The 26,091-nt window shown below is 55.3% G+C and carries 23 protein-coding genes; 18 read left to right on the top strand and 5 right to left on the bottom strand.

From position 1 onward, the window contains the following. Positions 1-152 precede the first annotated feature (152 nt). The 3 genes from gmd (at position 153) to Q7U76_11620 (ending at position 2,841) form a co-directional block, all read left to right on the top strand. The gene (gmd, locus tag Q7U76_11630) at positions 153-1,160 is read left to right on the top strand and encodes a GDP-mannose 4,6-dehydratase (protein ID MDO8357031.1); all 1,008 of its coding nucleotides are present in this window, start codon (positions 153-155) and stop codon (positions 1,158-1,160) included. Positions 1,161-1,162: 2 nt separating this feature from the next. Continuing rightward, the gene (locus Q7U76_11625) at positions 1,163-2,122 is read left to right on the top strand and encodes a GDP-L-fucose synthase (protein ID MDO8357030.1); all 960 of its coding nucleotides are present in this window, start codon (positions 1,163-1,165) and stop codon (positions 2,120-2,122) included. A 194-nt stretch (positions 2,123-2,316) separates the two neighbouring features. Further along, positions 2,317-2,841 carry a tetratricopeptide repeat protein gene (locus Q7U76_11620; GenBank protein MDO8357029.1) on the top strand — a complete coding sequence of 175 codons (525 nt, stop codon included), beginning with the start codon at positions 2,317-2,319 and terminating at the stop codon, positions 2,839-2,841. Positions 2,842-2,940: 99 nt separating this feature from the next. Here the strand turns inward: Q7U76_11620 and Q7U76_11615 are convergent, their stop codons facing one another. After that, on the bottom strand, positions 2,941-6,621 hold the full coding sequence (locus Q7U76_11615) for an aldo/keto reductase (protein MDO8357028.1): 3,681 nt from the start codon (positions 6,619-6,621) through the stop codon (positions 2,941-2,943). A 135-nt stretch (positions 6,622-6,756) separates the two neighbouring features. Next, entirely contained in the window at positions 6,757-6,984 is a 228-nt protein-coding gene (locus Q7U76_11610) for a hypothetical protein (protein MDO8357027.1), read from the bottom strand. A gap of 198 nt (positions 6,985-7,182) precedes the next feature. Here Q7U76_11610 and Q7U76_11605 point away from each other — a divergent pair, with 198 nt between their 5' ends. From Q7U76_11605 to rnd, 3 genes are all read left to right on the top strand, one after another. Further along, positions 7,183-8,625, top strand: a complete 1,443-nt coding sequence (locus Q7U76_11605) for an NAD-dependent malic enzyme (protein MDO8357026.1) — start codon at positions 7,183-7,185, stop codon at positions 8,623-8,625. Positions 8,626-8,720: 95 nt separating this feature from the next. Continuing rightward, on the top strand, positions 8,721-9,350 hold the full coding sequence (locus tag Q7U76_11600; GenBank protein ID MDO8357025.1) for a DnaJ domain-containing protein: 630 nt from the start codon (positions 8,721-8,723) through the stop codon (positions 9,348-9,350). Positions 9,351-9,357: 7 nt separating this feature from the next. Continuing rightward, positions 9,358-10,572, top strand: coding sequence for a ribonuclease D (rnd, locus tag Q7U76_11595; protein ID MDO8357024.1), 1,215 nt, complete (start codon positions 9,358-9,360; stop codon positions 10,570-10,572). Positions 10,573-10,613: 41 nt separating this feature from the next. Here rnd and arsC read toward each other — a convergent pair whose 3' ends face one another. Beyond that, entirely contained in the window at positions 10,614-10,964 is a 351-nt protein-coding gene (gene arsC / locus Q7U76_11590) for an arsenate reductase (glutaredoxin) (GenBank protein MDO8357023.1), read from the bottom strand. Between the two features lie 92 nt (positions 10,965-11,056). On the opposite strand from arsC, the gene Q7U76_11585 reads away from it, so the two are divergent. Next, the gene (locus Q7U76_11585) at positions 11,057-11,434 is read left to right on the top strand and encodes a hypothetical protein (protein ID MDO8357022.1); all 378 of its coding nucleotides are present in this window, start codon (positions 11,057-11,059) and stop codon (positions 11,432-11,434) included. A gap of 11 nt (positions 11,435-11,445) precedes the next feature. Here the strand turns inward: Q7U76_11585 and Q7U76_11580 are convergent, their stop codons facing one another. Beyond that, positions 11,446-11,835 carry a hypothetical protein gene (locus Q7U76_11580; GenBank protein MDO8357021.1) on the bottom strand — a complete coding sequence of 130 codons (390 nt, stop codon included), beginning with the start codon at positions 11,833-11,835 and terminating at the stop codon, positions 11,446-11,448. Positions 11,836-12,172: 337 nt separating this feature from the next. Here Q7U76_11580 and Q7U76_11575 point away from each other — a divergent pair, with 337 nt between their 5' ends. The 4 genes from Q7U76_11575 to Q7U76_11560 all read left to right on the top strand — a co-directional run bounded on the left by Q7U76_11575 (position 12,173) and on the right by Q7U76_11560 (position 16,959). After that, positions 12,173-13,306 carry a citrate synthase gene (locus Q7U76_11575; protein ID MDO8357020.1) on the top strand — a complete coding sequence of 378 codons (1,134 nt, stop codon included), beginning with the start codon at positions 12,173-12,175 and terminating at the stop codon, positions 13,304-13,306. Between the two features lie 177 nt (positions 13,307-13,483). After that, on the top strand, positions 13,484-13,870 hold the full coding sequence (locus Q7U76_11570; GenBank protein ID MDO8357019.1) for an Hsp20/alpha crystallin family protein: 387 nt from the start codon (positions 13,484-13,486) through the stop codon (positions 13,868-13,870). Positions 13,871-14,061: 191 nt separating this feature from the next. Further along, positions 14,062-15,504 carry a class II fumarate hydratase gene (locus Q7U76_11565; GenBank protein ID MDO8357018.1) on the top strand — a complete coding sequence of 481 codons (1,443 nt, stop codon included), beginning with the start codon at positions 14,062-14,064 and terminating at the stop codon, positions 15,502-15,504. A gap of 96 nt (positions 15,505-15,600) precedes the next feature. After that, positions 15,601-16,959 carry an FAD-dependent oxidoreductase gene (locus Q7U76_11560; protein ID MDO8357017.1) on the top strand — a complete coding sequence of 453 codons (1,359 nt, stop codon included), beginning with the start codon at positions 15,601-15,603 and terminating at the stop codon, positions 16,957-16,959. Positions 16,960-16,984: 25 nt separating this feature from the next. On the opposite strand, the gene Q7U76_11555 is transcribed toward Q7U76_11560, so the two are convergent. Then, the gene (locus Q7U76_11555; protein ID MDO8357016.1) at positions 16,985-17,845 is read right to left on the bottom strand and encodes an NAD(+)/NADH kinase; all 861 of its coding nucleotides are present in this window, start codon (positions 17,843-17,845) and stop codon (positions 16,985-16,987) included. Positions 17,846-18,100: 255 nt separating this feature from the next. Between Q7U76_11555 and Q7U76_11550 the strand changes: the two genes are divergently transcribed. The 7 genes from Q7U76_11550 (at position 18,101) to Q7U76_11520 (ending at position 26,091) form a co-directional block, all read left to right on the top strand. Further along, positions 18,101-20,527, top strand: a complete 2,427-nt coding sequence (locus Q7U76_11550) for an ATP-dependent Clp protease ATP-binding subunit (protein MDO8357015.1) — start codon at positions 18,101-18,103, stop codon at positions 20,525-20,527. 141 nt (positions 20,528-20,668) lie between these two features. After that, a complete protein-coding gene (tsaD, locus tag Q7U76_11545) occupies positions 20,669-21,730 on the top strand; it encodes a tRNA (adenosine(37)-N6)-threonylcarbamoyltransferase complex transferase subunit TsaD (GenBank protein MDO8357014.1) in 1,062 nt (353 codons plus the stop codon). 102 nt (positions 21,731-21,832) lie between these two features. After that, complete coding sequence (gene hflX, locus Q7U76_11540) at positions 21,833-23,437, top strand: GTPase HflX (protein ID MDO8357013.1); 1,605 nt, start codon at positions 21,833-21,835, stop codon at positions 23,435-23,437. Positions 23,438-23,469: 32 nt separating this feature from the next. Then, positions 23,470-24,132 (top strand): endonuclease III, encoded by a 663-nt coding sequence (gene nth, locus Q7U76_11535; protein MDO8357012.1) that lies wholly within the window; start codon positions 23,470-23,472, stop codon positions 24,130-24,132. Between the two features lie 8 nt (positions 24,133-24,140). Further along, positions 24,141-25,007: a YicC/YloC family endoribonuclease gene (locus tag Q7U76_11530; protein MDO8357011.1), complete on the top strand. Its 867-nt coding sequence runs from the start codon at positions 24,141-24,143 to the stop codon at positions 25,005-25,007. After that, the gene (gene gmk / locus Q7U76_11525) at positions 25,004-25,693 is read left to right on the top strand and encodes a guanylate kinase (GenBank protein ID MDO8357010.1); all 690 of its coding nucleotides are present in this window, start codon (positions 25,004-25,006) and stop codon (positions 25,691-25,693) included. The genes Q7U76_11530 and gmk overlap by 4 nt, the downstream gene beginning before the upstream one ends. Before the next feature lie 41 nt (positions 25,694-25,734). Then, a complete protein-coding gene (locus Q7U76_11520; protein ID MDO8357009.1) occupies positions 25,735-26,091 on the top strand; it encodes a DNA-directed RNA polymerase subunit omega in 357 nt (118 codons plus the stop codon).

Raw genomic sequence — 26,091 nt, 5'->3', positions numbered from 1 at the left:
TCATTCTTGGTAGCACACCAGTATGTAACCTGAATAGGTGTAGGGACACAGCGCGATGTCCGGGGAACTATCCACGCGCTATCGCAGGTAGACAACATCAGGTATTCGAGACATAATTCAGCCTCGCCCCAGGCAAACTAAGGAGTGGTCTTGTGAAAAAAGCATTGATTAGTGGCATAACGGGTCAGGATGGATCGTATCTGGCGGAGCTCCTTCTCGGGAAAGGGTATGAAGTCTATGGCATTATTCGAAGATCGAGTTCGTTCAATACGGGGAGGATTGATCCTATTTATCAAGACCCGCATGTTCCCCATCGACGGCTTCATTTGGTGTATGGAGACCTCAACGATGCAAGTTCCCTGAATCGTATCATTCGAACGGTTCAGCCCGATGAAATTTACAACCTGGGAGCACAAAGTCACGTGCGTGTGAGTTTCGATATTCCCGAGTATACCGGCGAGATTACCGGACTCGGAACGATCCGTCTTCTGGAAGCCATTCGGGAAGCGGGGCTGAAGCCGAAGTTTTATCAAGCATCGTCGAGTGAGATGTTCGGCAAAGTGCAGGATGTTCCTCAGCGAGAAACCACGCCATTCTACCCCCGTAGCCCCTATGGAGCAGCCAAGGTCTACTCCTACTGGATTACCGTCAATTATCGCGAAGCCTACGACCTCTTTGCCTGTAACGGCATTTTATTCAACCATGAATCGCCTCGACGTGGCGAGACGTTTGTGACACGCAAAATTACGAAAGCGGCAGCACGCATCAAACTTGGCATTCAGAAGGATCTCTTTCTTGGCAACTTAGATGCGAAGCGAGACTGGGGATTCGCGGGAGACTATGTGCAGGCGATGTGGATGATGTTGCAGGCCCCCAAGCCGGAGGACTACGTCATTGCGACTGGGGAGACGCATACCGTGCGTGAGTTCTTGGAGCTGGCGTTCGGTCGTCTTCAGCTGGATTGGCAGAAGCATGTGAAGATCGATCCAGCATACTATCGCCCCACCGAGGTAGACCTCCTCATCGGCGATGCGAGCAAAGCCAAGCGGGATCTAGGATGGGAACCGAATGTCCGATTCAAGGAACTGGCTCATATGATGGTGGATGCGGATCTTGCCCTCGAACAAGAGCGGCTTGAAGGAACCCAGAGAAAGAGGTAGCGATGTCATTTTGGACGAATAAGCGAGTGGTCGTCACGGGAGGGGCAGGCTTTCTTGGATCCTTTGTCGTTGAGCAACTACGAGCCAAGGGCTGCCGAGACATTGTTGTGCCCCGAAGCAAAGATTATGACCTCGTTCAGATGGATGCGGTGAAACAGCTCTATAGCGATAGCACTCCCGATATGGTCATTCATCTGGCTGCACGTGTCGGGGGAATCGGTGCGAACCAAGCCAATCCCGGGAAGTTTTTTTACGATAACCTGATGATGGGTACCCAGCTTATCGAAGTCGGACGACAACGGGGGCTGAAGAAATTCGTGGCGTTGGGCACCATCTGTGCCTATCCCAAGTTTGCTCCTATTCCATTTCAAGAAGACGATATCTGGAATGGATACCCTGAAGAGACCAATGCACCCTACGGTCTCGCCAAGAAGATGATGCTGGTCCAGTCGCAGGCGTATCGTGAACAGTATGGGTTCAATTCGATCGTATTGTTTCCGGTCAATCTCTATGGCCCACGCGATAACTTTGATCTGGAAACGTCTCATGTCATTCCAGCCTTAATACGTAAATGTGTGACCGCTCAAGAAGCGGGCCAATCCACCCTTACCTTGTGGGGAGATGGATCTCCGACTCGAGAGTTTTTGTATGTGGAGGACGCAGCGGAGGGCATCCTGCTCGCTGCTGAACGTTACGGGGGGAGTCTGCCTGTCAATCTAGGGACAGGGGAGGAAGTGCCAATTCGGCATCTTGCCGCCATGATTGCTGAAGATGCTGATTTTACAGGCCAGATCCAATGGGATCGTACCAAGCCAAATGGGCAACCTCGACGATGCCTGGATGTCAGCCGGGCTAAGCAACTGTTCGGGTTTCAATCAAAGCATGCGCTTCGGGAAGGACTTAAGAAGACCATGCAGTGGTTTGCTGCCAATCGCCAGAATCTTCGACAAGTTACTTTTTGAAAGTTCCACCCATGCTTGCAAGGTTCGAGGGCATTTTTGAACAATGATGCCTGGGCAAACTCCTTTCTCCTATTCTCAGCTGTAGGCGAGCAGGGGGAACGCATTGAAACACAACGTATTCACAAGCTGACCTATATGGCCTGAAACTTGCTGACTTACTGCTATTTGGTTCCTACGATAGAGGAAACGCAAACGTGAATGAATCCAACCATTCTCCCCTCATACAGCAGGACCATCGAGTGTCACTCCAGGTCATATCGGATCCGGACAACCGTACGACGACACCAGCCATATATAATTCGACCATCGAAGCTCCCAGTTCGACAGAGACGCTGAATGGACAGGAATCGTATGAACGAGGAACGGCGCTCAAGAACGTGGGCTTGTTTAAACAAGCCGCGGAACATTTTGAAACAGCCGCGCAGGACCCCATGTACAAGTTGAAGGGGCTCGCACAAATGGGGCTGTGTCTTAAGAGGACTGGCAAACAAGACGAAGCTGTCAAGGCATTTCGCCGAGCCCTCCAAGTGCCCTCAGCATCGTCGAAAGAACAAGTGCAGATCCTCTATCTCTTAGGGCGAACATTAGAGTCCCTCGGGCGTATTCCTGAAAGCTTGGAGACCTATCGATGGCTCAGGCGAGAGGCCCCGCAATATCGGGATGTCGCCGCACGAATCGAATCATTGAGTACAAGACGTATCCACATCAACAACCGGTAGATACAGGAGGGGCTTTGGGCTAGACAGGCATTGCAGGTCTGACAGAGCAGCGGGCGAACCGGGAATTAGCTGAGGCCTTTCACAAGAAACCCACCATCCTCATCGTGACATCACCACTTCGTACAGTGGTCCTACCGCCGGTACCGATTCCCACTTGAGGATAGCGACAGAATCTTCAACATAGCCTCGCGACCTCATCCCATTCAACACCGCGGTCACTCCTGGTGTGCTGGCCAACACCCATAAGGACTTTCGTGATAACGACTCGTTGTGCCGCGCCTTGGGCAGGAGGGGATTGAGGGCTGCAGATATCGAGGCCGTTCTCGTGCGACTCCGCTCGGTCGCTTCTCTGCGGAGTCCGCCCAACAGGGTGAGCAATTGCGGCACATAGCGATTGCGCCAGGCCTCCCACTGTTCAGTTGCTGTTTCGGTGAGCTGTTGAGAGAGGGCCTGCATCACTTGATTGAAATGCGGCGCGATCATTTGATGCTCGATCTGCTCCCAATGTTCCAGCCCCTGAATCTGAGGCCGCACGCGGGCCAGCTCAATAGCCCAGGTGAAGAAGTCGGCAGGGGCCATGCCTTGACCGCTCTGTTGAAGGTTTGGGGCAATGACCTTGCGGTATTCTTCTTCAAGCGTCGCAACTATTTGACATTGTCGCTCGAAATCCACGGGATCGCCTTGGAGCGGAAAATCTGCCAACCGAAGCACACCGCTCTTTTTCGTCGGCATGGCATTCAGTGGGCGATTGACCAAGACCGCGATGCCTTCTCGCTGCGCCAACTCCAACACTGTCTCCTGCTGATCCATGCCGGTATTAGGCGTCATCAGGGCGCCTGCCTCATAGAGATTCATGGGGCATTGCAGCACCCCGAAATGATGGCGCTCCAGGCCCAGTGACTTCGCGGCAGATCGTGCCGCGTCGTATAGGCGAGAGAGCGACGTCGCCTCGGCATTCGACGGATCTGCCGTGACCGTATTCGAGGACACGCCGTAATAACCGATCCGTCCCGCCGTGACTTGCGACTCGAAAAACGTGAAGGCCTGTTCAATCCGTCGATAAAAGGCTTCCCGCGCAATCACGAGATCGCCATCTTCATGATGGGCTGCCTCGGACAGAAAGTATTCCGGATTGTGGAGTAGGCAGACATCGAGCGTGGCAAGCCCTAGCCGGTCCAGTGACAGGGTGAGTTGATCGGCTAGATACTCCGGATGGATACAATGCCAGATGCCCTCGTCATATTTGACCATGTCTGGGTAGGGGCACCCGGCCTGCTCTCGCATCTCCGCCTGTTTGAGATTCTGCCCCTGCACATAGCCAATCTTCGAGACAACGATCACTTCTTCTCGCGTCAGCTCACCGTCTTTGAACAATTCGCCTAAGACAGAACCGACCAGGCGCTCACTATCGCCGTCCATGTAATTCGTCGATGTGTCGATGAGGTTGACGCCTTCTTGCAGCGCCTTCTTCATGGCCTCTCGCTGCTCCGGCTCCCTGGTATCGACCCGATAGGTCCCGAATCCCAGTCGGGATGTCGTGAAGCCGCTGTTGCCGAACGGGCCATATCCATGTTCCATGTGGCCGGCATAGCGTGATTGGCTCACGAGGCGTGCGGCATATCGCGCTGTCCCCTCAGGGCTAGCAGATCCAGGGTATGCGGTTCCTTGCAACAGCGTCTGTTGGGCTGGTTGATCCGTTCGTCGCGCCTCGGACAGCAATGCCTCGGTGACCTCTTGTGGATCGGTGAGGGGACGCTGGCAGGAAAAATTGCGACAGATATAGAGTGCAGCCTTTCCTCCCACCAAACCCTTGCCGGAGAGCAGGGGATGAGTGGACGGCTTGCCAGTCCCATCGCTGGAGGCAATCACACGATGCGGAAGGAACACATCGCGCACAGCGCGATGCAGTGCCTCCAATCCTGGATCGTTCGGGGCTCCCACAAACGCTAATTCAATAGGTCCCTCCGCCAGGAGATCCACGACGGCGAGACTTTTCGCGAAGGCTCTCGGATACCGGGCCATCTGACGGCCGTAGACACGAATCCCGCCAATCGCTGCCTCGCGCAGATCCTGGCGATCGTAGTGGAATGAGAGTCTGGCGAGGGCGGAGATTGCCACGGCGTTGCCACTAGGCGTCGCACCATCAGCGCCCTCGCGCGCTCGTATAATCAGCGTTTCATGGGTCTTCGCGGTTGTGTAGAAGCCTCCCTGGTCCTCATCGCGAAACGAATCCACGATCCGTTCTCCCAATTGAAGCGCGGCGGCAAGATAGCGTTCCTGCCCGCAGGCCTCATAGAGGTCGATCAACCCTTCTGCGAGATAAGCATAGTCTTCCAGGACCCCGTCGAGATGGGCCCGGCCCTTTCTCGAGGTGCGGAGGAGCGTGCCATCGGAAGTCCGATGCGTCTGCAAGAGAAAGTCTGCCGCCTTCATGGCTCCATCGATGTAGCGGCTATTCCCAAATACTCGGCCGGCCTCAGCCATCGCCGACATCATCATGCCGTTCCAGGCCGTAATGATTTTGTCATCAAGTCCGGGCGGGACTCGCTCTTGGCGCGCGCGATAGAGGAGGGGCCGCACGCGATGGATTGTTTCGTCTAGTTCATCGATGGTGAGATCTAACTCCTTCGTCACCGTCTCGATGGGTCGCAGCCGATTCGGGATGCTCCGATGTTCCCAATTGCCCTGATCGGTAATGTCGTAATAGGCGCAGAGTCTTCGGGTATCTTCGGCATTCTGCAGCACAGCCTGGATTTCCGCCGGTGTCCAGACGAAAAACTTTCCTTCGACCCCTTCTGAGTCCGCATCCGTCGCGGAGTAGAATCCTCCGGCAGGATCGGTCATCTCCCGGAGAATATAGTCGAGCACTTCCGTTGTAACCTGGCGATAGGAGGACTGTTTGGTGACTTGGTAGGCTTCCAAGTAGGTTTTGGCCAGCAGGGCATTGTCATAGAGCATCTTCTCGAAATGAGGAACCAGCCAACGCTCATCGGTAGAGTACCGCGCGAACCCGCCACCGATATGATCGTAGATTCCTCCTGCCGCCATCGCATCGAGCGTGCGAGTCACCATCTGTAACGTGCGGCTCTCTCCCGTTCGACGATAACAACGAAGGAGCAACGAGAGCCCTGCAGAGGGTGGAAATTTCGGCGCCTTGCCGAATCCGCCGTGCTGCTCGTCGAAATCCTCGCGGAATTGACTCACAGCCTCATCCAGTACAGAGGCACTCACGGAAACGGGCGATACCGCCTTGAGTTCCTTCTTCAACCGTTCGGTCAATTGACGCGCTTGATTCGTGAGAGCGGCGGCATTCTTCTCCCATGATTCTGCAATTTTCTTGAGCAGGCCGGGAAAACCTGGACGACCCCATCGGTCATCGGGAGGGAAATAGGTCCCGGCGAAAAATGGCTCCTGGTCTGGCGTCAGAAAGACCGTCATCGGCCATCCGCCCTGGCCGCGATTCATGGTCACCGTGGCCTGCATGTAGATCTCGTCGAGATCGGGACGTTCTTCCCGATCGACTTTAATACAGATAAAGTGCCGGTTCATGAGTGCAGCAATGGCCTCGTTCTCGAACGACTCCCGCTCCATCACGTGACACCAGTGGCAGGCAGAATAACCGATCGAAAGTAGTATAGGACGGTTCTGTGTTTTCGATGCCTGTAAGGCCTCCGGTCCCCAGGGATACCAGTCGACCGGGTTCGAGGCATGCTGGAGGAGATAGGGACTGGTTTCGTGAGCGAGGCGATTCGTCTTGGCTGAGTCAGATGGATTATTCATAGCTCACGGTAGCATCGGCCTCAGAGAAGGGTCAATAAGTGGAAAAACAAAGAGGCCTGCAATCTCACGATCGCAGGCCTCTTCAGAATCGTTCAAGTCAGGCTTGTCTGATCAGACAAACGACCTATGTCGTAATTACTTGCCCTTCTCGTCCTTCTTCTTCTCGTCCTTGGTCTCGCCGAACGTACCAGCGTGGCCGCCCTTCTTCTCGTCCTTCTTGTCCTTCTTCTCATCGCCGTACACGAGGACGTGGCCGCCCTTCTTCTCGTCCTTCTTATCCTTCTTCTCTTCACCGGCGAAGGAAGGAGCGCTGAACGTCACTGCCACTGCCACTGCCATGATTGCCATCAAGATGCTCTTCATAATATGTCACCCCCTTTGAATGTTAGTGTTAGGATGCTGTCTACCCATCCAAGTAGGGTAAACGGGCGAACGTTAGCGAAAATGGGCCCCGTTGTCAACCAGGAATTTATGTGTTTTGCTGCCGAGCCGATGATAAGAATACACAGGTTTTTCCGGCTCGAACTCCCCCTATGGTAGGCTGTTGATGAAGGACCAACCATGACCGACATTGGGCCCTATTCCAACTATCGCCTGACCGTTCGCCTCCAACTCGCCAATACACCGGGTATGTTTGCGCGGGTCGCGGCGGTCTTAGCCGAGGAAGGAGCTAATTTGGGCGCGGTGGATATCGTCTCTGCTACAGCCAACTGCATGGTCCGAGACGTGACCTTCGACGTCCGGGACGAATCGCATGGAGAAACCGTACTCGCACGGATCGGGGCGCTGCCTGACGTCACAGTCCTGTCCGCCTCAGATCGAATATTTTTGCTGCATCTCGGCGGAAAGATTCACGTCCAAAGCAAGTTTCCCATCACGACGCGTAACCTCTTGTCGATGGTTTATACGCCAGGGGTCGGCCGTGTCTCGCAAGCCATCGCAAAGGACAAAACCAAAGCCTATGCGTTTACGAGCAAGAGCAACACGGTCGCCGTGGTCACCGACGGATCTGCGGTGCTGGGCTTGGGGAATCTTGGTCCGGAGGCCGCGTTACCCGTGATGGAAGGCAAGGCCATGCTGTTCAAGGAATTTGCGGGAATCGACGCCTGGCCGATTTGTCTGAATACGCAAGATCCCGATGAGATCGTCCGCACGGTTCAGGCGATTGCTCCAGGGTTCGGCGCGATCAACTTAGAAGACATCAGTTCACCTCGCTGCTTTGAGATCGAACGCCGCTTAAAGAGCACCCTGGATATTCCGGTCATGCATGACGACCAGCATGGCACCGCCGTGGTCCTCCTGGCCGCATTGACCAATGCACTCACTGTGACGGGAAAACGGATTGAGGACATCCGCGTGGTCGTCAACGGTCTTGGGGCCGCTGGAACCGCCTGCTGCAGAATGTTGCTGGCTGCAGGCCTCTCTCACCTGATCGGATGTGAAGCTCGAGGGATCGTCTTACGAGGAGACGGCGACCAGCTGCGGGCCTGCCGAACGGATCTCGCCGCCTGTATGACGAACGACCGCCCTCAAGGCTCACTTCGAGAGGCACTGAAGGGAGCCGACGTCTTCATCGGCTTATCCGTCGGCAATGTCGTCACAGCGGAAGATCTGGATCTGATGGCGCCTGATAGGATTGTTTTTGCCATGGCCAATCCCGACCCGGAAGTCCCTCCTCAATTGGCGGCCTCCCACTGCCGGATCTTCGCGACCGGGCGTTCGGACTACCCGAATCAAATCAACAATGCCCTCGCCTTTCCCGGCATCTTTCGGGGTGCATTGGATGTGCAGGCTTGCGACATCAACGAAGCGATGAAACTCGCTGCGGCCAAGGCCTTGGCTGAGACCATTCCCGCGTCGGCTCTCAGCGAGGACTACATCATTCCAAGCGTGTTCGATAAGGCCGTCGTTCCACGTGTGGCCAAAGCCGTGGCGGCCGCTGCACGTGATACGGGCGTCGCCCGCCGCCGCACCAAAATCAGCGACGACTTCGTCTCACGCTGACCAGTCACCCGTGCCGATCACGCTATTTCCAGGGCCCTTCTGGCACGCAACCTGGCTGTGCTACAATGCGCGCCCAGGGAGCGAGTCCGGTTCAGATGGCATTTTCACAAAGCAAATTCATTAAGTTTCAGAGCGGGATGAGGCGACGGATCGATTCGTTGCGCCCGAAGGCCGAAGAGAGCCTGGAACTCGCTGTCGACACGATGATGCAGGAGCGGGTCGATAGCTTCTTTCGTGTGGAAGAGGGGCTGGAGGAAATCATCAAGACCCTAGTCCAGATTGAAGAAGAGCTTGTGGAAATTCGCGATCTTTCCGGCGCCATGCGCCTGGAATCCCGGCTCGAGTTTGTCGAAGACCGCTGGGACGATTTCGATAGCGAGATTCGGGAGCGCCCCCGTCGCCGCCGCAAGAAAGTTAGCCTGGCCGATATGCTGAAAGCCGCAGGTGGGGGAGGCGACCCATCACAAGGACCCAGCGGCATCAACAACGCAATGGATGCCTATGCCGCGATGGGCGTGGAGTTCGGCAGTTCGCTCGCCGAAGTCACAGCGTCGTTCCGCCACAAGGCCAAACAGCTTCATCCCGATTCGAATAACGGCGACCGGAGCGCCGAGCCGGAGTTACGCCGCATGCTGGAGGCCTACCAGTTCTTGAAGGAGTATTTGAGCCTCAGCAACGTTGAGCCTCCTCGATCACCAGACCACACTTACAATCCAACTGAATGAGAGCCTTGTGACACCTAATCCACCGATGCAGTATGTGACCGACCAGCGTGCGCTTGAAACCCTCTGCCTCACCTTACGGCAGAGTCCTCGATTGGCTCTGGATACGGAATTCGTCGGGGAAGACACCTTTATCCCGCGGCTCGAACTGATCCAAGTCGCGACCGCCGCCACCGCCGCCGTCATCGATTTTCCCGCCGTGTTGGCGAGCGGATCGCTCGATGTCTTCTGGGAGCTCGTCTGCGATCCGAAGATTGAAAAGATCGTGCATGCCGGACGGCAGGATCTCGATCTCTTTGCCACCCATGCCGGACAGATCCCGAAGCCATTTTTCGATACGCAGATCGCCGCCGCCATGGTCGGATATGGCGCCCAAGTCGCCTATGCGAACCTGGTCCAGCGTCTCCACGGCACGAAGCTGGAGAAAGCCCATACTTTTACGAATTGGAGCGCGCGGCCACTTTCCGATGACCAGATCGCCTATGCCCTAGAAGATGTCGAATTTCTGCTACCGATCCATACGCACTTACAGGATCGCCTGAGCAGCCTTGGCCGGTTGGAATGGGTCAGTGAGGAATTTGCCCGCCTCGAGTCGGCGGTCGGCGAAAAGAGTCGTGAGCCTCAAGAGCGCTACCAGCGCATACGCGGATGGGACACGCTCAAGCCCAAAGGAGCCGTGGTGCTTCGTGAATTAGCGGCCTGGCGAGAAGCGGAAGCCCGACGCCGGAATGTGCCTCGCGGACGTGTCATGCGGGATGAGGTCCTTCTCCAGCTCGCACGCCATCCCCCCAAATCGGTCCATGAGCTCCGTGGTCTCCGCGGCGTCCATTCTTCCGAGGTCGACCGGCATGGAGAACAACTGTTGGCCACCATCACCTCCGCCTTAGCTCTGCCACCGTCAGCCTGGCCTGAGGTTCCACGCGAACGGAAACCGGACCCTGAGTCGACCGGCATCGTCGAACTGCTGCAAGCCGTGCTGAAGGCCCGTGCCGCGGAGCAGGGGATCGCCCCCACGATGTTGGCCACTAGTTCAGATTTACAAACACTCGTGGAAGCCAAACAGAATCGGAGCACCCTCGATGTGCCCATTCTCCGTGGCTGGCGTCGGCAACTGGTCGGGGACCTGCTCCTTAAAGTGCTGGATGGCGCAGTCACCATTACCGTAGACCGAACCTCCGGTGCGCTTCGCATGTCCCAGGACGGTCTCTCAAGCGCAACAAGCTGACGAGCTCGACAAGCGCATCAGCATGAAACGTCTTGTGACGGCTACAGCAATTCTTTTACTGACTCCGCCGGTCTGGCCAAGATCACCTTCTCGCCTTTTTCGACAATCGGACGCTGAATGAGATCAGGGTGGGCGATCATCACGTCGAGCCATTCATCGTCTGACAGATTCTTTTTGGCCAAACCCAGCTCTTTGTAGATTTCCTCTTTGGTTCGCAAGACATCTTTGGGCGTGAGCCCCGCCTTCTTTAAGAGGCTCTTGAGGAGCGCCTTCGTGAATGGCTTCTCGTAGTAGTTGATGGATGTAAAGGGCTTTCCGCTCTCTTTTAACAACTGCACCGCCTGACGGCAGGTGCTGCAAGTAGGTTTCTGGTAAATTGTTACCTCGGCCATGCTACACTCCTTGTTCCAGCGTCCGCGCTGCCTTGACGCCATTTTTACCCATGTGATACATCATTACCGATCGCCTCGTCTCAATGTCTACTATGCCAACACCAATCTTCGGAACTAGCTCTACCGGTCAGTTTTCCTGTGCCACAGACACGCAACATACCTTACGAGATCTCCGCACGAAGCGGAAGGGACAGCCGGTCTTCGTCCTTGGCCATGTATTGGCCAGAAAAGGGCAGGAAGGTGTCTTCGAGGTCTTTAACGACCGTCTGGCCATCGTGAAGTTTTCCGACGGCGGCGCGATCGGGTATGATCCGTTGGAGCTGCTCTTACCCACCGACATCGACGATAAAGGCATTGCCTACTTCGAGATTCGCCCCTGCCGGCAGTGTGAACAATTCTTCGCCCTGACAGCCCAGGAATGCGACGCCATAGAAGAGCCCACCTCTTGTTCGGAATGCCGCGGCACATAGCCATACCTCATCTAATCGACGAGCGGTGCGATCTCGATCGCTTTTTTAATCAGGCAATCACCGGCAAAGGACTGCAGCGACATCGGTAACATGCTGGCGTCGATCACATGTACCGTGACAACCTGAAAGCCTTCAGCCACTTTGTATCCTTGAATTTTCATCGCATGACAGATTTCGAGTTTTTTCCAAATCAGATTGTTCAGGATCGTCTCCGACGCCAGTAGCTTGAGATCCGATACAGCGTCACTTATGGAGACTCTCACCGATATCCGCGCCTTATCTTTCGGTGCCTCTCTCACGACGGCAAACGCCAGAACTTCGCCCTCAGCCTGAACCAAGGAGGCTGTCCCGACAGCAATCAGGCAGGACAGCGTGAGCAGTAACGACAGCTTCTGAGTCATCGCTTACCTCTTCGGTATATCGACTTCCTCACGAGATGTCCTTCTGGGGGGAGAAGAAGGACTTCCATGGCTCACGGTGGTCGTACCGATCGACGTCAACGATCTAGGCTGCGATGTCGTCATCGGCGCGAGCCAGGACTCCTGACAACCAAGAATGAGAACGAGAACTCCCAGGAGCAACATGACCCGTAATGACATCGGGCGGTGCCTCTTCATGAATAGCTGACGGATGCAGTATGCCAACCGGTAGAAGCCATTTCAAGATCGCGTCAGGCCAAACATGATAAACTGTTTCGACTCGCCCTCTCTCTTGCGACTTAGGTGAAGGAGCACGATTATGCCTCATGATTTCATGCCAGGGCTCGCCGGCGTCCCTGCAGCCAAATCCGCGATCAGCGATGTAGATGGCCAACGCGGCGTGCTGGAATATCGCGGCATTCGTGTTGAAGAACTGTGTCTTAGATCCTCTTATCTTGAAACCGCCTATCTGTTGCTCTTCGGTCACCTTCCCACTGAATCGGAGCTCGCGCGATGGCAGGAAGATATCGTCCATCACCGCCGTATTAAGTTCAAGATCGTCGACTTACTGAAATGCTTGCCGGAGCAAGGCCATCCGATGGATGCCTTGCAAGCAGCCGTTGCTGCCTTGGGCATGTTTTATCCTGGCAGGAACGTGAAGGACATTGAGAACAACTACTGGTCGGCAGTTAGACTTGTGGCCAAACTGCCCACGATCGTTGCAGCGTGGGCGCGCCTTCGGCATGGAAACGAATATATCCCACCGCGCGACGATCTCGGCTTTTCCGAAAACTTCCTCTATATGCTGACGGAGAAGGAGCCACTTCCTCTATGGGCCGAGATTTTCGACGACTGCCTGATCCTTCATGCGGAACACACGATGAATGCGTCAACTTTCACCGGCATGGTCACGGCTTCGACACTGGCCGATCCCTATACGGTCGTCGCCTCCTCGATTGGGGCTCTGAAGGGGCCGTTGCATGGCGGAGCCAATGAAGAAGTCGTACAGATGCTGAAGCAAATCGGCGAACCAGGAAAGGTTCGCTCGTACCTCGAAGAACGGGACGGTGCGAAACAGAAACTGATGGGCTTCGGCCACCGCGTGTACAAGGTGAAAGATCCCCGGGCGACAATCCTCCAGACGCTCTGTGAACGCCTTTTCAAGGAATGTGGCAGTTCACCGTTGTATGAGGTTGCGTTGGAGGTCGAGCGCGTCGCGGAAGAGCGGCTGAAGGGGAAGGGGATTTACCCCAATGTCGACTTCTACTCCGGAATCGTCTACAAGAAAATGGGCATCGAAACCGATCTCTTCACCCCGTTATTCGCGATGGCTCGAGTGTCCGGGTGGTTGGCCCATTGGCTGGAACAGCTGAAGGAAAATAAACTCTACCGACCGGATCAAATCTACTCCGGCGAGCACAACCGAACCTATGTTCCCATCGGCGAACGTTAGCCTCCCGCCTCTTGACTCTGCGGCGGTCCGAGTTATCTCCCTTTCTAGAGAGACGACCTGCGCACGCACAGAGTCATTCTGAGATAGTCCACATACATAAGAGGGAGGTCTGCTATGACGCTCGTACGGTGGGATCCGTTTCGTGAACTTGAAGACATGTCGAATCGGTTACATTGAATGTACCGCCGTCCGACTGCGCCGCAGACGAACGGCAAGGAAGCGATCGTCGTTGCCGACTGGGTGCCATCCGTCGATGTCAGCGAAACGGACGGAGAGTACCAGATCAAGGCGGAGATCCCGGACGTGAAGAAAGAGGATGTGAAGGTGACGCTGGAAGATGGTGTGCTCACTATCCAGGGCGAGCGCAAGTTTGAAAAAGAAGAGAAGGGGAAGAAATATCATCGGGTCGAGCGGTCCTACGGGAGCTTCGTTCGCAGCTTCACCTTGCCCGATCTCGTCGATGAGGCGAACGTGAAGGCTGAGTTCAAGGACGGAGTCTTGAATCTCAAGCTGCCGAAGTCCGAAAAGGTGAAATCGAAAGCGATCGAGGTCACGGTCGGCTAATCGGCACCCATCCCTTCCGGCTGGAACAGAGGCCCGCTTCGGCGGGCCTCTTCTTTTGACCCCATGTCCGCCCATCCAATCTGTTTCGGATCGCAGTCTCCCAGATCGACCAACACCCTTGTGCAAGCAGGTGGCCAACGTTTATCATGTCGCCCGCGGCAGTTGAGAACCCTTACAATGGAGTAGGACGCATGAAGAAGATAGCGGCAGCGACTCAATCATCACCTGCGACGAGAATTGAACGCGATACCATGGGCGAACTGGCCGTGCCGACCACGGCCTATTATGGTGTCCAGACTGCCCGCGCCATTGAGAACTTCCCGATCAGCTCGTTACGATTTCCCCGCGCCATGATCCGGGCTATGGGAATGATCAAGCGTGCTGCCGCGACGGTCAATCAGTCACTGGGTCTCCTCGATAAAAAGCCGGCAGATGCGATCAAGCTGGCTGCAACTGAAGTCGTCGAGGGGAAACTCGATGCCGAGTTCCCCGTCGACATTTTTCAAACCGGCTCAGGCACCTCGACGAATATGAATACCAACGAGGTGATCTCCAATCGCGCCACCGAGCTGTTAGGCGGAGCCCGAGGCAGTAAGTTGGTGCATCCCAACGATCACGTCAATCTGGGCCAATCCAGCAACGACGTCATTCCCACGGCCATTCACATTGCCGCCGGGGAACTGATGCAGCAGCAGCTTATTCCAGCACTCACTCGTTTACAGAAATCGCTCGCGCGTAAAGCCAACGAGTTCGACAAGATCGTCAAGATCGGCCGTACTCATTTGCAGGATGCCACGCCGGTGCGGTTGGGCCAGGAGTTTGGTGGCTATGCACGCCAGATTGAATTGGGCATTCAACGAGTCCGGCGGGCACAAGAAGCGCTCAGCGAAGTTGCTCTCGGCGGCACCGCGGTCGGCACAGGGCTCAATTGCCATCCGAAATTCCCAGCCAAGGTTATGGCCATCGTGTCGAAAGAAACCGGCTGCACTTTTAAGGAAGCGAAGAACCACTTTGAAGCGCAGTCCGCCCAGGATTCCTTGGTCGAGGCGAGCGGGGAGTTGAAGACCATTGCCGTGAGCCTCATGAAGATTGCCAACGACATTCGCTGGCTCGGTTCCGGTCCGCGTTGTGGGCTCGGCGAAATCAATCTGCCGGAGACACAGCCCGGTTCGTCCATCATGCCGGGCAAAGTCAATCCGGTGATTGCCGAATCCGTCACGATGGTCTGCGCCCAGGTGATTGGAAATGACGTGACGGTCACCGTAGGAGGGCAGGCGGCCAACTTTGAGCTGATCGTCATGTTGCCGGTGATGGCCTACAACGTATTACAATCCATCGAACTCCTCTCGACCGCCTCCACCAATTTCGCCGTCAAGTGTATCGACGGCATCAAAGCGAACGAAGAACGCTGCCGGAGCTTGATCGAGGAAAGCCTGGCCATGTGTACCGCCCTGGCTCCTGAGATCGGGTACGAAGCTGCGGCAAAGCTCGCCAAGGATGCCTATAAATCAGGCAAGACTGTGCGCGAGATGGCCAAGGAACAGAAAGTCCTTTCGGACAAACGACTCACCGAACTCCTCGACCCCTGGCGCATGACGATGCCGGGCGGGCCAGTAGGGAGCGCAGGAGGATAGACTTTCCTTTGACAGCTCAAAATACCCTGTGCTAAAGTCCGCGGAACTGTTGAGCTTCTAGACATTTATCTATCAAATTCATCTAGGAAAATACGCATGAGCGCAACGAACTCCCATGTGATTATTGTGGTCGGCGCAGGGCCGGCAGGTATGGCGGCAGCCAGTTCTTTGGCAAAGGCCGGCCATGAAGTGATTATTCTCAATCGAGACATCAAGTTCGGTGGATTGGCTGAATATGGCATCTTCCCGGCCAAGCTCAAGCTGCGCAGCGGTCTCAAGAAGCAATATTGGGAGCTGCTCCAGCAGCCGAATGTCCATTACTTCGGCAATGTTTCGGTCGGCAAGGGGAAAGACCTCACAGTAGAGGACGTTCGTGCCCTTGGCGCGAGCGCGGTCGTTTTTGCCATCGGCGCGCAGGGCACTAAAGCGATCGGCGTGGAAGGGGATTCGGCCCAGGGCGTGTTTCATGCGAAGGATGTGGTCTACCACTTCAATCGGCTCCCGGGCTTCGGCGATCGTCCATTTGAGATGGGCAAACATGTGGCGATCATCGGAGCAGGCGATGTCATGGTCGATATCGCCCATTGGCTGACTCGGTACAAAAAAGTAGAGCGCGTGACGGCAATCGTGCGGCGTGGGCCTGCTGAGCGTAAGTACAATCCGAAAGAAATTCGTGCCGTCTGCTCCAATATGGATGTGGACGGAATTACCAAGGAAGTGGCTAGGATTAAGGACCGCCTCGCTGCGGTCGGCCAGAATGCTGACGAGATACTCAAGGCTCTGACAGACGAGTTTGTAAAGTGCGAGCCGAAAGTCAGCGACACAAAGATGGGCTTTAAGTTCTTGGCTTCTCCGAAACGCATCCTCGTGGATAGCCATAATCGCGTACGTGGCTTAGAGATGGAAGACAACAAGTTGGAGCCGAAGGGGAGCGATACCGCGGCGGTGGGCTTGAAACAATATTATGAATTCCCCTGCGACGCGGTGGTTTTTGCCGTCGGCGACAAAGTCGATGAGACTGTCGGGCTCCCCTATAAGAGTGGCTTATTTGTGACGAACCCCAACAAGACTACCAACGATCCAGACGATGCGCTCTTTCAGGCTTTCGATGAGACCACCGGCAAAGTTGTGGACGGTGTCTTCCTGACTGGTTGGGCCAGGAAGGCCAGCGAAGGGTTGGTGGGAATTGCCAAGCGAGATGGTGACTGGTGCGCGGAAGTTGTGACTTGCTACCTTTCAAGCAGCGCCTCACATAGTCACACTGGGGCAAAGGTCATTCTCGATAAGCTGGCCACAGCGCTCAAGAACCATAAGAGCCATCCGGTCGATGCCAAGGGCCTCCGCGTACTCGAATCGATCGAGCATAAGCACCAGGGTGCGACCGATTGTATCGGGGTGTTCAAATACGCAAGCAACCGGGAGATGATCGATCTGATCGAGAAGGGGAAACCGTAACGAGGCCGCGAGTCATCAGCTTGCGCTAGCCGTCCCCCCACTTCAGCTTTTCACGCAAGACTTCATAATATCCGCTTTCCGGGAAACGAATCAGTCTCGTCCGGTGTTCAGACATCTTGATTTCAACCGTATCCCCCTGAACCATCGCCACGCCGACCTGACCGTCTAACGTCGCCATCGCGCCATCGTCTCTGCTCGTCAATGTGATTTCGATTTCTGCGGTTCCTGGAACGATCAGGGGACGATGCGTCAGAGTGTGAGGACAGATCGGGGTTACCATGAGAGATTGGACCGCCGGGTCGATGATTGGCCCTCCGGCCGAGAGAGAGTAGGCGGTCGATCCCGTTGGGGTGCTGACGATGACGCCATCGCCACGCAAATTCGTGACGAACTGGCCTTGAATCGAAATCTTCACCTCGATCATCCGGGCCAGGGTCCCCTTGCTGATCACGACATCGTTCAGCACTACTCCACGTGCGACGGTTTCTCCATGTCGATGAATATGCGTCTGGAGCATCAATCGTTCGTCGAGCACGAAGTCATTGGCAAACACGCGTTCAAGGGAGGGGTACAAGTTCTCCAGCCGGACTTCGGTTAAGAAACCCAGACCGCCCATATTGACGCCGAGGATTGGAATGCTTCGTTCCCCGGCAAGCCTGGCAGCATTGAGCATGGTTCCATCGCCGCCCAGGACCAGCAAGACATCTGCCTTGCTGGCTAGTTGAGTTTTCTGGACTCCCCCTTGCTCGCTGAGCAAGGCTGCCGATGTCGTATCCAAGATGACACCAATGCTTCGAGCCCTGAGCCAGGTCACCACATCGAGCAATGTGTTCTTGATCTCAGGGAACTTGGGCTTGGTCAAGATCCCGATACTTTTGTTCTTCATGTGTAACGCCCTGTCGTACGGCTATTAAGATACTGATGAAAAAGTCCGAGATTGTATCGGGAGGGTTCTTTTGAAGTCAACGAACCGGAGCCACTCAAGCCGCCATCTCCTGGAAGGGATCTCGTCGAATTCCAGGCTTGTGTGATTGTCTCGTAGCCTTGACACCCAAAATCCTTCTAGTTAAGATTAGGTCAAGTTTTTCGATAGGTTTGCGCAGATGGAACTGGTCATAGGTTTCACCTAAAAGGAGGCAGGATGTTCGAACGATTCACGGACAAGGGTCGGAAGATCATCATCCTCGCACGGGAAGAGGCTGAGCGTCACCAAAACGATTACCTCGGAACCGAGCATCTCGTCCTCGCGATTCTCCGTGAGTCCGATGGGATTGCGCTGATGATCTTGAAAAAGATGGGACTCTCGACCGAACAAATCCGTTTGGAAATTGAACGGAATTTGCCCGGCGGAGGGACCACCATGACTTTTGGGGAAATCCCATTCAGCCCCCGGGTCAAGAAAGTCATCGAATACGGGGTCGAAGAAGCACGTCTCCTTGGACACAATCATATCGGCAGCGAACATCTCTTATTGGGATTGCTCCGAGAAGAGGAAGGGATCGGTGGCAAAATCCTCCGCAGCTTAGGCGCCAATCTCCTGACCGCCCGACAATTGACTGTCACATTCTTGCGGAAATCCGCCCCTCGCGAACGTGACCGGAAGAGCAACACTCCGGCACTCGACGAGTTCGGTCGTGACCTGACCCAGCTGGCCCAGGAAGGACATCTGGATCCTGTCATCGGTCGCGCTGATGAAATCGAGCGTGTATTACAGATTTTGAGCCGACGTTCGAAAAATAATCCTGTGCTCATTGGAGAAGCCGGCGTCGGTAAGACGGCTATTGTCGAAGGTCTTGCCCAGCGGATCGTTCAGTCTGAAGTCCCTGACAACCTTCTCTCACGGCGCGTCATTGCACTGGACCTTGGAGCGCTGGTCGCGGGAACAAAATATCGTGGCCAATTCGAGGAACGGCTGAAGGTCGTCATGAAGGAGATCGTCCAGGCCGGAAACATCATCATCTTCATCGATGAACTTCATACCTTAGTGGGAGCTGGGGCGGCAGAAGGATCGATCGATGCCTCCAACATGCTCAAGCCAGCATTGTCGCGTGGTGAGATTCAGTGCATCGGTGCCACGACACTCGATGAATACCGAAAGCATATTGAGAAAGATGGGGCTCTCAAGCGGCGATTCCAGCCAATTCATGTTCAGCCCCCAAGCATCGATGAAACGGTATTGATCATCCAGGGACTTCGCGATCGGTACGAAGAACATCATGGCGTCGAAATCTCCGAAGAGGCCATTCTCGAAGCGGTGAAGTTATCCGATCGTTACATCAGCGATCGCTTCCTCCCTGACAAGGCCATCGATTTAATCGACGAGACTGGCTCGCGGGCAAAACTGCAGACCTATGCATTACCTTCAGAGCTGAAGGCCATGGAGCAAGAGCTGAAAAAGGTTTCTCGCGAAAAAGAGCAGGCCATCTCCTTGCAGAACTTCGAGGAAGCCGTTCGTCATCGCGAGGAAGAAGAACGGCTGCGCAAGTTGCTTGATGAATCCAAGCGCGAGTGGAAGAAGAATCAGGAAAAAAATAAGCCGACGATTGGCAAAGAAGATGTGGCCTATGTCGTCTCCAAGATGACCGGCATTCCGCTCTTCAAGCTTGAAGAAGAAGAGTCGAACAAGCTGTTGCGCATGGAGGAGTTCCTTCACAAGCGCGTGATTGGTCAGAACGAGGCCATCTCGGCCGTGGCCAGAGCCATTCGGCGGTCACGTGCAGGCCTTAAAGAGGCACGGAAGCCGATCGGCTCGTTTATTTTCCTGGGACCCACCGGGGTTGGGAAAACCGAGTTGGCACGGACGTTGGCGGGGTTCCTCTTCAATAGTGAAGATGCACTCATTCGAATCGACATGTCGGAATATCAAGAAAAGTTCACCAGTACGCGACTCTTCGGGGCGCCTCCTGGATATGTGGGATATGAAGAGGGCGGCCAGTTGACTGAACGGGTTCGCCGTCGGCCCTATTCAGTGGTGCTTTTCGACGAAATCGAAAAGGCTCACCCGGATGTGTTCAATATCCTGCTACAAGTATTGGACGACGGGGTGTTGACCGATAGCCTCGGGCGCAAGGTCGACTTTAAGAATTGCGTCATCATCATGACCTCTAATATCGGGACGAAGATGATCCAGAAGGGCGTCTCGCTCGGATTCCAGAGCACGGAAGGCGATCAGGAGCGCCATAAGAAGGAAGAAGTCTTGGGGGAATTGCGACGCTCGTTCAGTCCGGAGTTCCTGAATCGAATCGACGAAATCGTGGTCTTCCATCAACTGGACAAGACCCATCTCACCAGTATTCTCGACATTCTCCTGGGTGAACTCAACCTTCGTCTTCTTGAGAAGGGTGTGGAACTCGAAGTTGAGGATGACGTCAAGCAATGGCTGATCAAGGAAGGCTATGAGCCGCTCTACGGAGCCAGGCCGATGCGTCGGACGATTCAGCGTGCGATCGGTGATCCACTCTCTGAAGAGATGATCAAGGGACGGTTTAAGGAATGCCGTAAAATCCGCGTCGTGCTTCGCGATGGCGCTCCGGCATTCATCGCGCAGGAGGCCATGGCTGGAGTCTAGAAGCTCAGCTTTGACCTGTTCGATATTAGAACATTGATTACGACATGGCCCTTGTGGCGTCAGCGCCACAAGGGCCATGTTATTTGCCCTTCAACATGAGACCTCGTTCATCGCTTTGTTCACATGATAGGCCATGATGTCATGAATGCAACTCTTGATCAGCCTCTCAATGCCTGGATACCAGGGCCTATCCTTGGCATCGAGACGTCCTGTGATGAAACGGCGGCATCTGTGTTGGCGGCAGATGGCACCGTCCTTTCAAATATTATAACGTCACAACATGCGGTTCATCAGCGATTCGGTGGTGTCGTGCCTGAACTCGCCTCCCGCGCCCATATTGAATCTATTGAAGTTGTCTCAGCTGAGGCGTTACAACAAGCTGGTTTGGTATGGACTGATCTCGCTGGTATCGCTGTCACTCAAGGACCTGGTCTGGCGGGTGCGCTTCTCGTTGGGGTCAACTATGCAAAAGCCTTGGCCTATGCCTTGAGTATTCCTGTAGTCGGCGTGAGCCATCTTGAGGGCCACATTGCCTCCGCCTGGTTGCAGGACCCAGCGTTTCCATTGCCCTGTGTGGTTCTGGTGGTCTCAGGCGGGCATACTCATCTGTATTTCAGGGAAGCCACCGGCCATCACCGGCTGCTTGGTGCGACCAAAGACGATGCTGCAGGGGAGGCCTTTGACAAAGGCGCTCAAATGCTTGGACTGGACTATCCTGGAGGACCAGCCATAGATCGCTTGGCTCGGCAGGGAAATCCAGACGCGATAGCCTTCCCACGGTCCTATCTTAAGAAGGGTAGCCTTGATTTTAGTTTCAGCGGTCTGAAGACATCGTTGCTTTATATAGTTCAAGCAATGCATGAGCAATATTGGGCGGATAAACTGGCTGACCTCGCGGCAGGTTATCAGGAGGCTATCGTCACCATTTTGGTTGAGAAGGCCTTTGCTGCGGTCCAATCTTCCGGCGTTCGTGCATTGGCTGTTGTCGGCGGGGTGTCTGCAAATTCCCGCTTGCGCGTACTGCTCCAAGAGCGAGCCGCATCCGAGAGGCTGCTGTTGAGCCTTCCTCCACTCAGCTATTGCACCGATAATGCTGCGATGATCGCGGCGGCGGGGAGGCAGGCACTGTGCGCAGGGACAAGGGCCCCCCTCGACCTGGATGCTCACGCCTCAATGGTTTCACCGTTGGCACAGGCGATCTAATCTTTAGAGAAGGACACGACGCTCATTCCTGAAATCTACGGACAAGTCCTGGGTCTCCGTGCCGGCCAGCTCGCCATGCTTGAACGGCTGTATCGCCGACGTATGCCAGTGGATGATGTCCTTTCATCTGAAGCGGCAAAAACCCTTGCGCAGTTCACGCACGAGATTCGCCGCCCCATCGGACTGGTCATCACGAGGCGTGGTGCCGTGCAAGACGTCTTGGTCGGCGCTGGCACCGAACCCTCTCCAACGACGTTGACCACTTTTCGTGCGAGTCCGCGATCGCTGAGGGGCCTTCGCCTGATCCGCTCGAGCTTGAAAGATGAGCCTATCACTCAAGAAGACCTCACCATGCTGGGTCTGCTTCGACTCGACATGATTGGAACGTTGGCCGTCACGCCTAAGGGGGAACCAGGCTTGCTCTCCCTGGCCCATCTGAATCCACCCGGTCCTGAAAAGTCCTTATACACACTGCTGAAGTCCACTTTGGTCCATCAATGCCCGGTGAGTTTCGAAACCTTCATTCACGACCTGGAGTCGGATCTGCAGCGTCAGAATACATCGCACACGATGGCTCAGGGGCAAACCGCCATCCTCGTGAGCGCCTCACCCAAGAGCAAAGCCGAACAGGAAGAACGCCTCGCCGAACTCGCGGAATTGGCTTCCTCCGCGGATCTCACGGTCATTGATCGCTTGGTGCAACGGACACAGGGTGGCCACCATCGATTTCAATTAGGCAGCGGTAAACTCAAAGATGTGCTGACACAAGCGATGCAGCAGGGCGCAGATCTCTTGATCTTCGATCAAGACTTAGCACCCGGACAGTTACGTGCGATTGCGGAGATCAGCGACCTGCCCGTCATCGATCGGACCCAGCTGATTCTTGACATCTTTGCGCAACGCGCGCATAGCCGGGAAGGCAAGGTGCAAGTCGAGCTGGCGCAACTTCGATATATGCTGCCGCGTCTTTCCGGTCAGGGCATAAGCCTCTCTCGATTAGGCGGAGGCATCGGCAGCAGAGGGCCTGGCGAAACAAAACTCGAAACGGATCGCCGTCGAATCAGAGAGCGCATCGACTATTTGGAGCGAGAAATCGAGGGTTTTGCCCGCCACCAAGATCAACGTCGCTCGCGCCGCGTCCGACAGGATTTCCCGGTCCTGTCCATCGTGGGGTACACGAACGCAGGCAAGTCGACGTTGCTCAACGTCCTCACGAACAGTCAGGTGAGCGCAGCCCCGCGTGTCTTTGAAACACTCGATACCACCAGCCGCCGTCTGCGTTTTCCGCAGGGCAGGGAAGTCATCATCACTGACACAGTGGGGTTTATTCGCGACCTGCCCAAAGATCTCCTCGCTGCCTTCAGAACGACATTGGATGAGTTACGCGATGCCGACCTCCTTCTCCATGTGGTGGATGCAGGGACCAAAGATCTGGACGCCCATATCGCCGCCGTCGATACCGTGCTGAAAAGCCTCACCCTCGACGAGCTTCCGCGGATCCTGGTCTTCAATAAATGCGACCAGCTTCCGGCCGGGCAGGCAGAAGTGCTCTGTCAACGCTATGGGGCGATCGGAATTTCAGCTCTGCATCCGGAGACCTTGCGTCCGCTCATTCGGCTGCTTGAAGAACGGCTGGCCGTACTCGTCCCGGAGGGCGGCTCTTCCAGGAAATCAACGCCCCCTGGCCCGCTTGCATCTCAGTCCTAACTCACGGCACAATCGCACGTCGTCTACCAGCCATGACTACGAAATCCTTACCAGCTGTGGATCGCCGAGGACGCCTCAAGGCCATTGCCAAGGCGCTTCAGCGCACCATGCCGACACCGGAAATGGAACTCGATCACCGGTCGCCGTGGGAGTTGCTCGTGGCGACAATTCTCTCAGCACAATGCACAGATCAGCGGGTGAATCAGGTGACTCCGCCACTCTTTGGCCGATATCCGGGACCAGCAGAACTGGCAGCCGCCAAGTTGCCTGAGCTCGAACAACTCATTCGGTCGACGGGATTCTATAAGAATAAAGCCAAACATCTTCTTGCTTGCGGCAAGGCCGTGACCGAACAATTCAATTCACAGGTTCCGCAGACAATGGAGGAATTGATTACACTGCCTGGCGTCGGCAGAAAAACGGCGAATGTCATTCTGGGAAATGCATTTGGACAGCCCGGTATTGTCGTCGATACCCATGTGAAACGGGTGGCCAAGCGGCTTGCTCTGACCAAATCTGATAATCCTGAACGTGTAGAAGAAGACCTGCAGCAGCTGATGCCAAGGTCCCAATGGACAGCCGTCTCGCAACGATTGCTGCTGCATGGCCGCTATACCTGTCTGGCGAGAAAGCCCCGGTGCGGTACTTGTCCGGTTTACCAACAGTGCTCCTGGAAAGAGAAAGGCCTGCAATGATTCATAGTATGACCGGCTTCGGCCGTCGGCAAGCTCCTTGGCAAGATGGGTCCGTCACGGTCGAAATGCGCTCCGTGAACCATCGCTTTCTTGAAATTGCCTGCCGCCTTCCCAGGCCCCTGAGTCATCTGGAAGACGCCTTCAAGAAATCCATTCAGCAACGCTGCACCCGCGGTCGTGTCGACATCACTGTGACGATTCAGGCTGGAAAAGGCCGCGCCGGAGGGGTCAACCTTGACCTGCCCCTCGCGAAGCAGTACCATCAGGCCTTCCTCACTCTCAAGAAATCCCTGAAGCTGAGCGGGTCGGTCGATCTGGCGCTCATGGCTGGGCTCCGTGACGTGGTGTCGGTATCGGATCAGCCGACGGAAGACCCGAAATTGGCGAAGCTCGTGCAGCAACTGATGACCAAGGCACTGACGGACCTTGCGGAGATGCGAACGAGCGAAGGGAAGGCCCTGACCGAGGATATGCGCGCGCGGGTCCAGACCATTCGGAGCCACAAAGACTTGGTCGCAGCACGGACCCCGCTGCTGGCCCAAGAGGCCTTTGTCCGCATGAAGACCCGTGTGGAGAAGCTCCTGGGATCGGAAATCCCAGATCCTCCGCGGCTTTATCAGGAATTGGCAGTTTACGCGGATCGTGGCGACATTACGGAAGAAATAGTCAGATTAGACTCGCATATGATACAGTTTGAACAGACGCTCACACGTGCAGAATCTGTTGGCAAGACCCTCGACTTCCTGCTCCAGGAAATCGGGCGGGAAGTCAATACGATCGGCTCCAAAGCCAACGACGCAGAAATTGCCGGTCATGTGGTGCAGATGAAGGCCGAGCTTGAACGTATTCGCGAACAGGTCCAAAACGTCGAATGAGTACTAGTACAACCACAAGTTCTACCGCGACTGTGTCAGGCCAACCGCGATCCTCGACGGATCGCCGTGGGATTCTCTTCATTATCTCTGCCCCCTCTGGCACTGGGAAAACCACGCTCTGCAAGCAACTCACGACGAACCTTCCCGATCTGTGGCACTCAATTTCCTATACGACAAGACAACCACGGCTCGGCGAAGAGCATGGGCGCGAATATTATTTTATCGACGAACAGCCGTTCCAAGAGATGATCAATCGGAATGAGTTTGTCGAGTGGGCCCGCGTGTACGGGAACCTCTACGGCACACCATGGAAATCACTGACCGAAAAGATCGATCAGGGGATTGATGTCTTACTGGAGATCGACGTGCAAGGGGCGATGCAGGTCAGGAAGCGGTTTGAGGATTCGGTATCGATTTTTATTCTTCCCCCCTCAATGGCCGTCCTCCGATCCCGGCTGCAAACCAGAGCCTCCGACACGGCGGAAGAGATCCAACGACGCTTGCAAAAAGTCAAAGAAGAGGTCTGGAGCTATCGGGAATACGCCTACATCGTCCGGAACGACGACATCAACCGATCGATTCGCGACCTTGAAAGCATCTTTTGGTCGGAGCGTCTGAAGACGAAACGATTGAATATGACGTGGCTCGAAAATAATTTCATTCTCGATGACGAACAGAAATCCTGAACTCGCAACGATTTTTCATCACACAAAGGAGCACTGCAGCCATGATCGACATGTTGAGACTCTTGCCGCAATACGCACCAGGTGAATTTGACTCACGCCACCGTCTCGCAATCATTGCGGGTCAGCGGGCGAAGCATATCTTGCAAGGATCGCGTCATGCCGCCTCGCGCTTCAACAAGGAAACGACCATTGCCCTCGATGAAGTCCTTCGAGGACAAACGACGTATCTCGTTGGCCAAGAGGCCCGGGATGCGATGAAGGAATCGAAGCGCGGCAAGGAAGGTGAAATGGAGCGCATCGCCATGATGACCGGCGACGATGCGAAGGAGATAAAGAAAGAACTGAGCGTCTATGTCGACGATACCCCGAAGGCGGTAGTGGGGACGAGCGAGGAGTAA

The organism is Nitrospirota bacterium (assembly GCA_030645475.1).
Taxonomy (GTDB): domain Bacteria; phylum Nitrospirota; class Nitrospiria; order Nitrospirales; family Nitrospiraceae; genus Palsa-1315.
The sequence above is the reverse complement of the archived record's forward strand: the minus strand, read 5'-3'. Positions and strand labels throughout refer to the sequence as shown.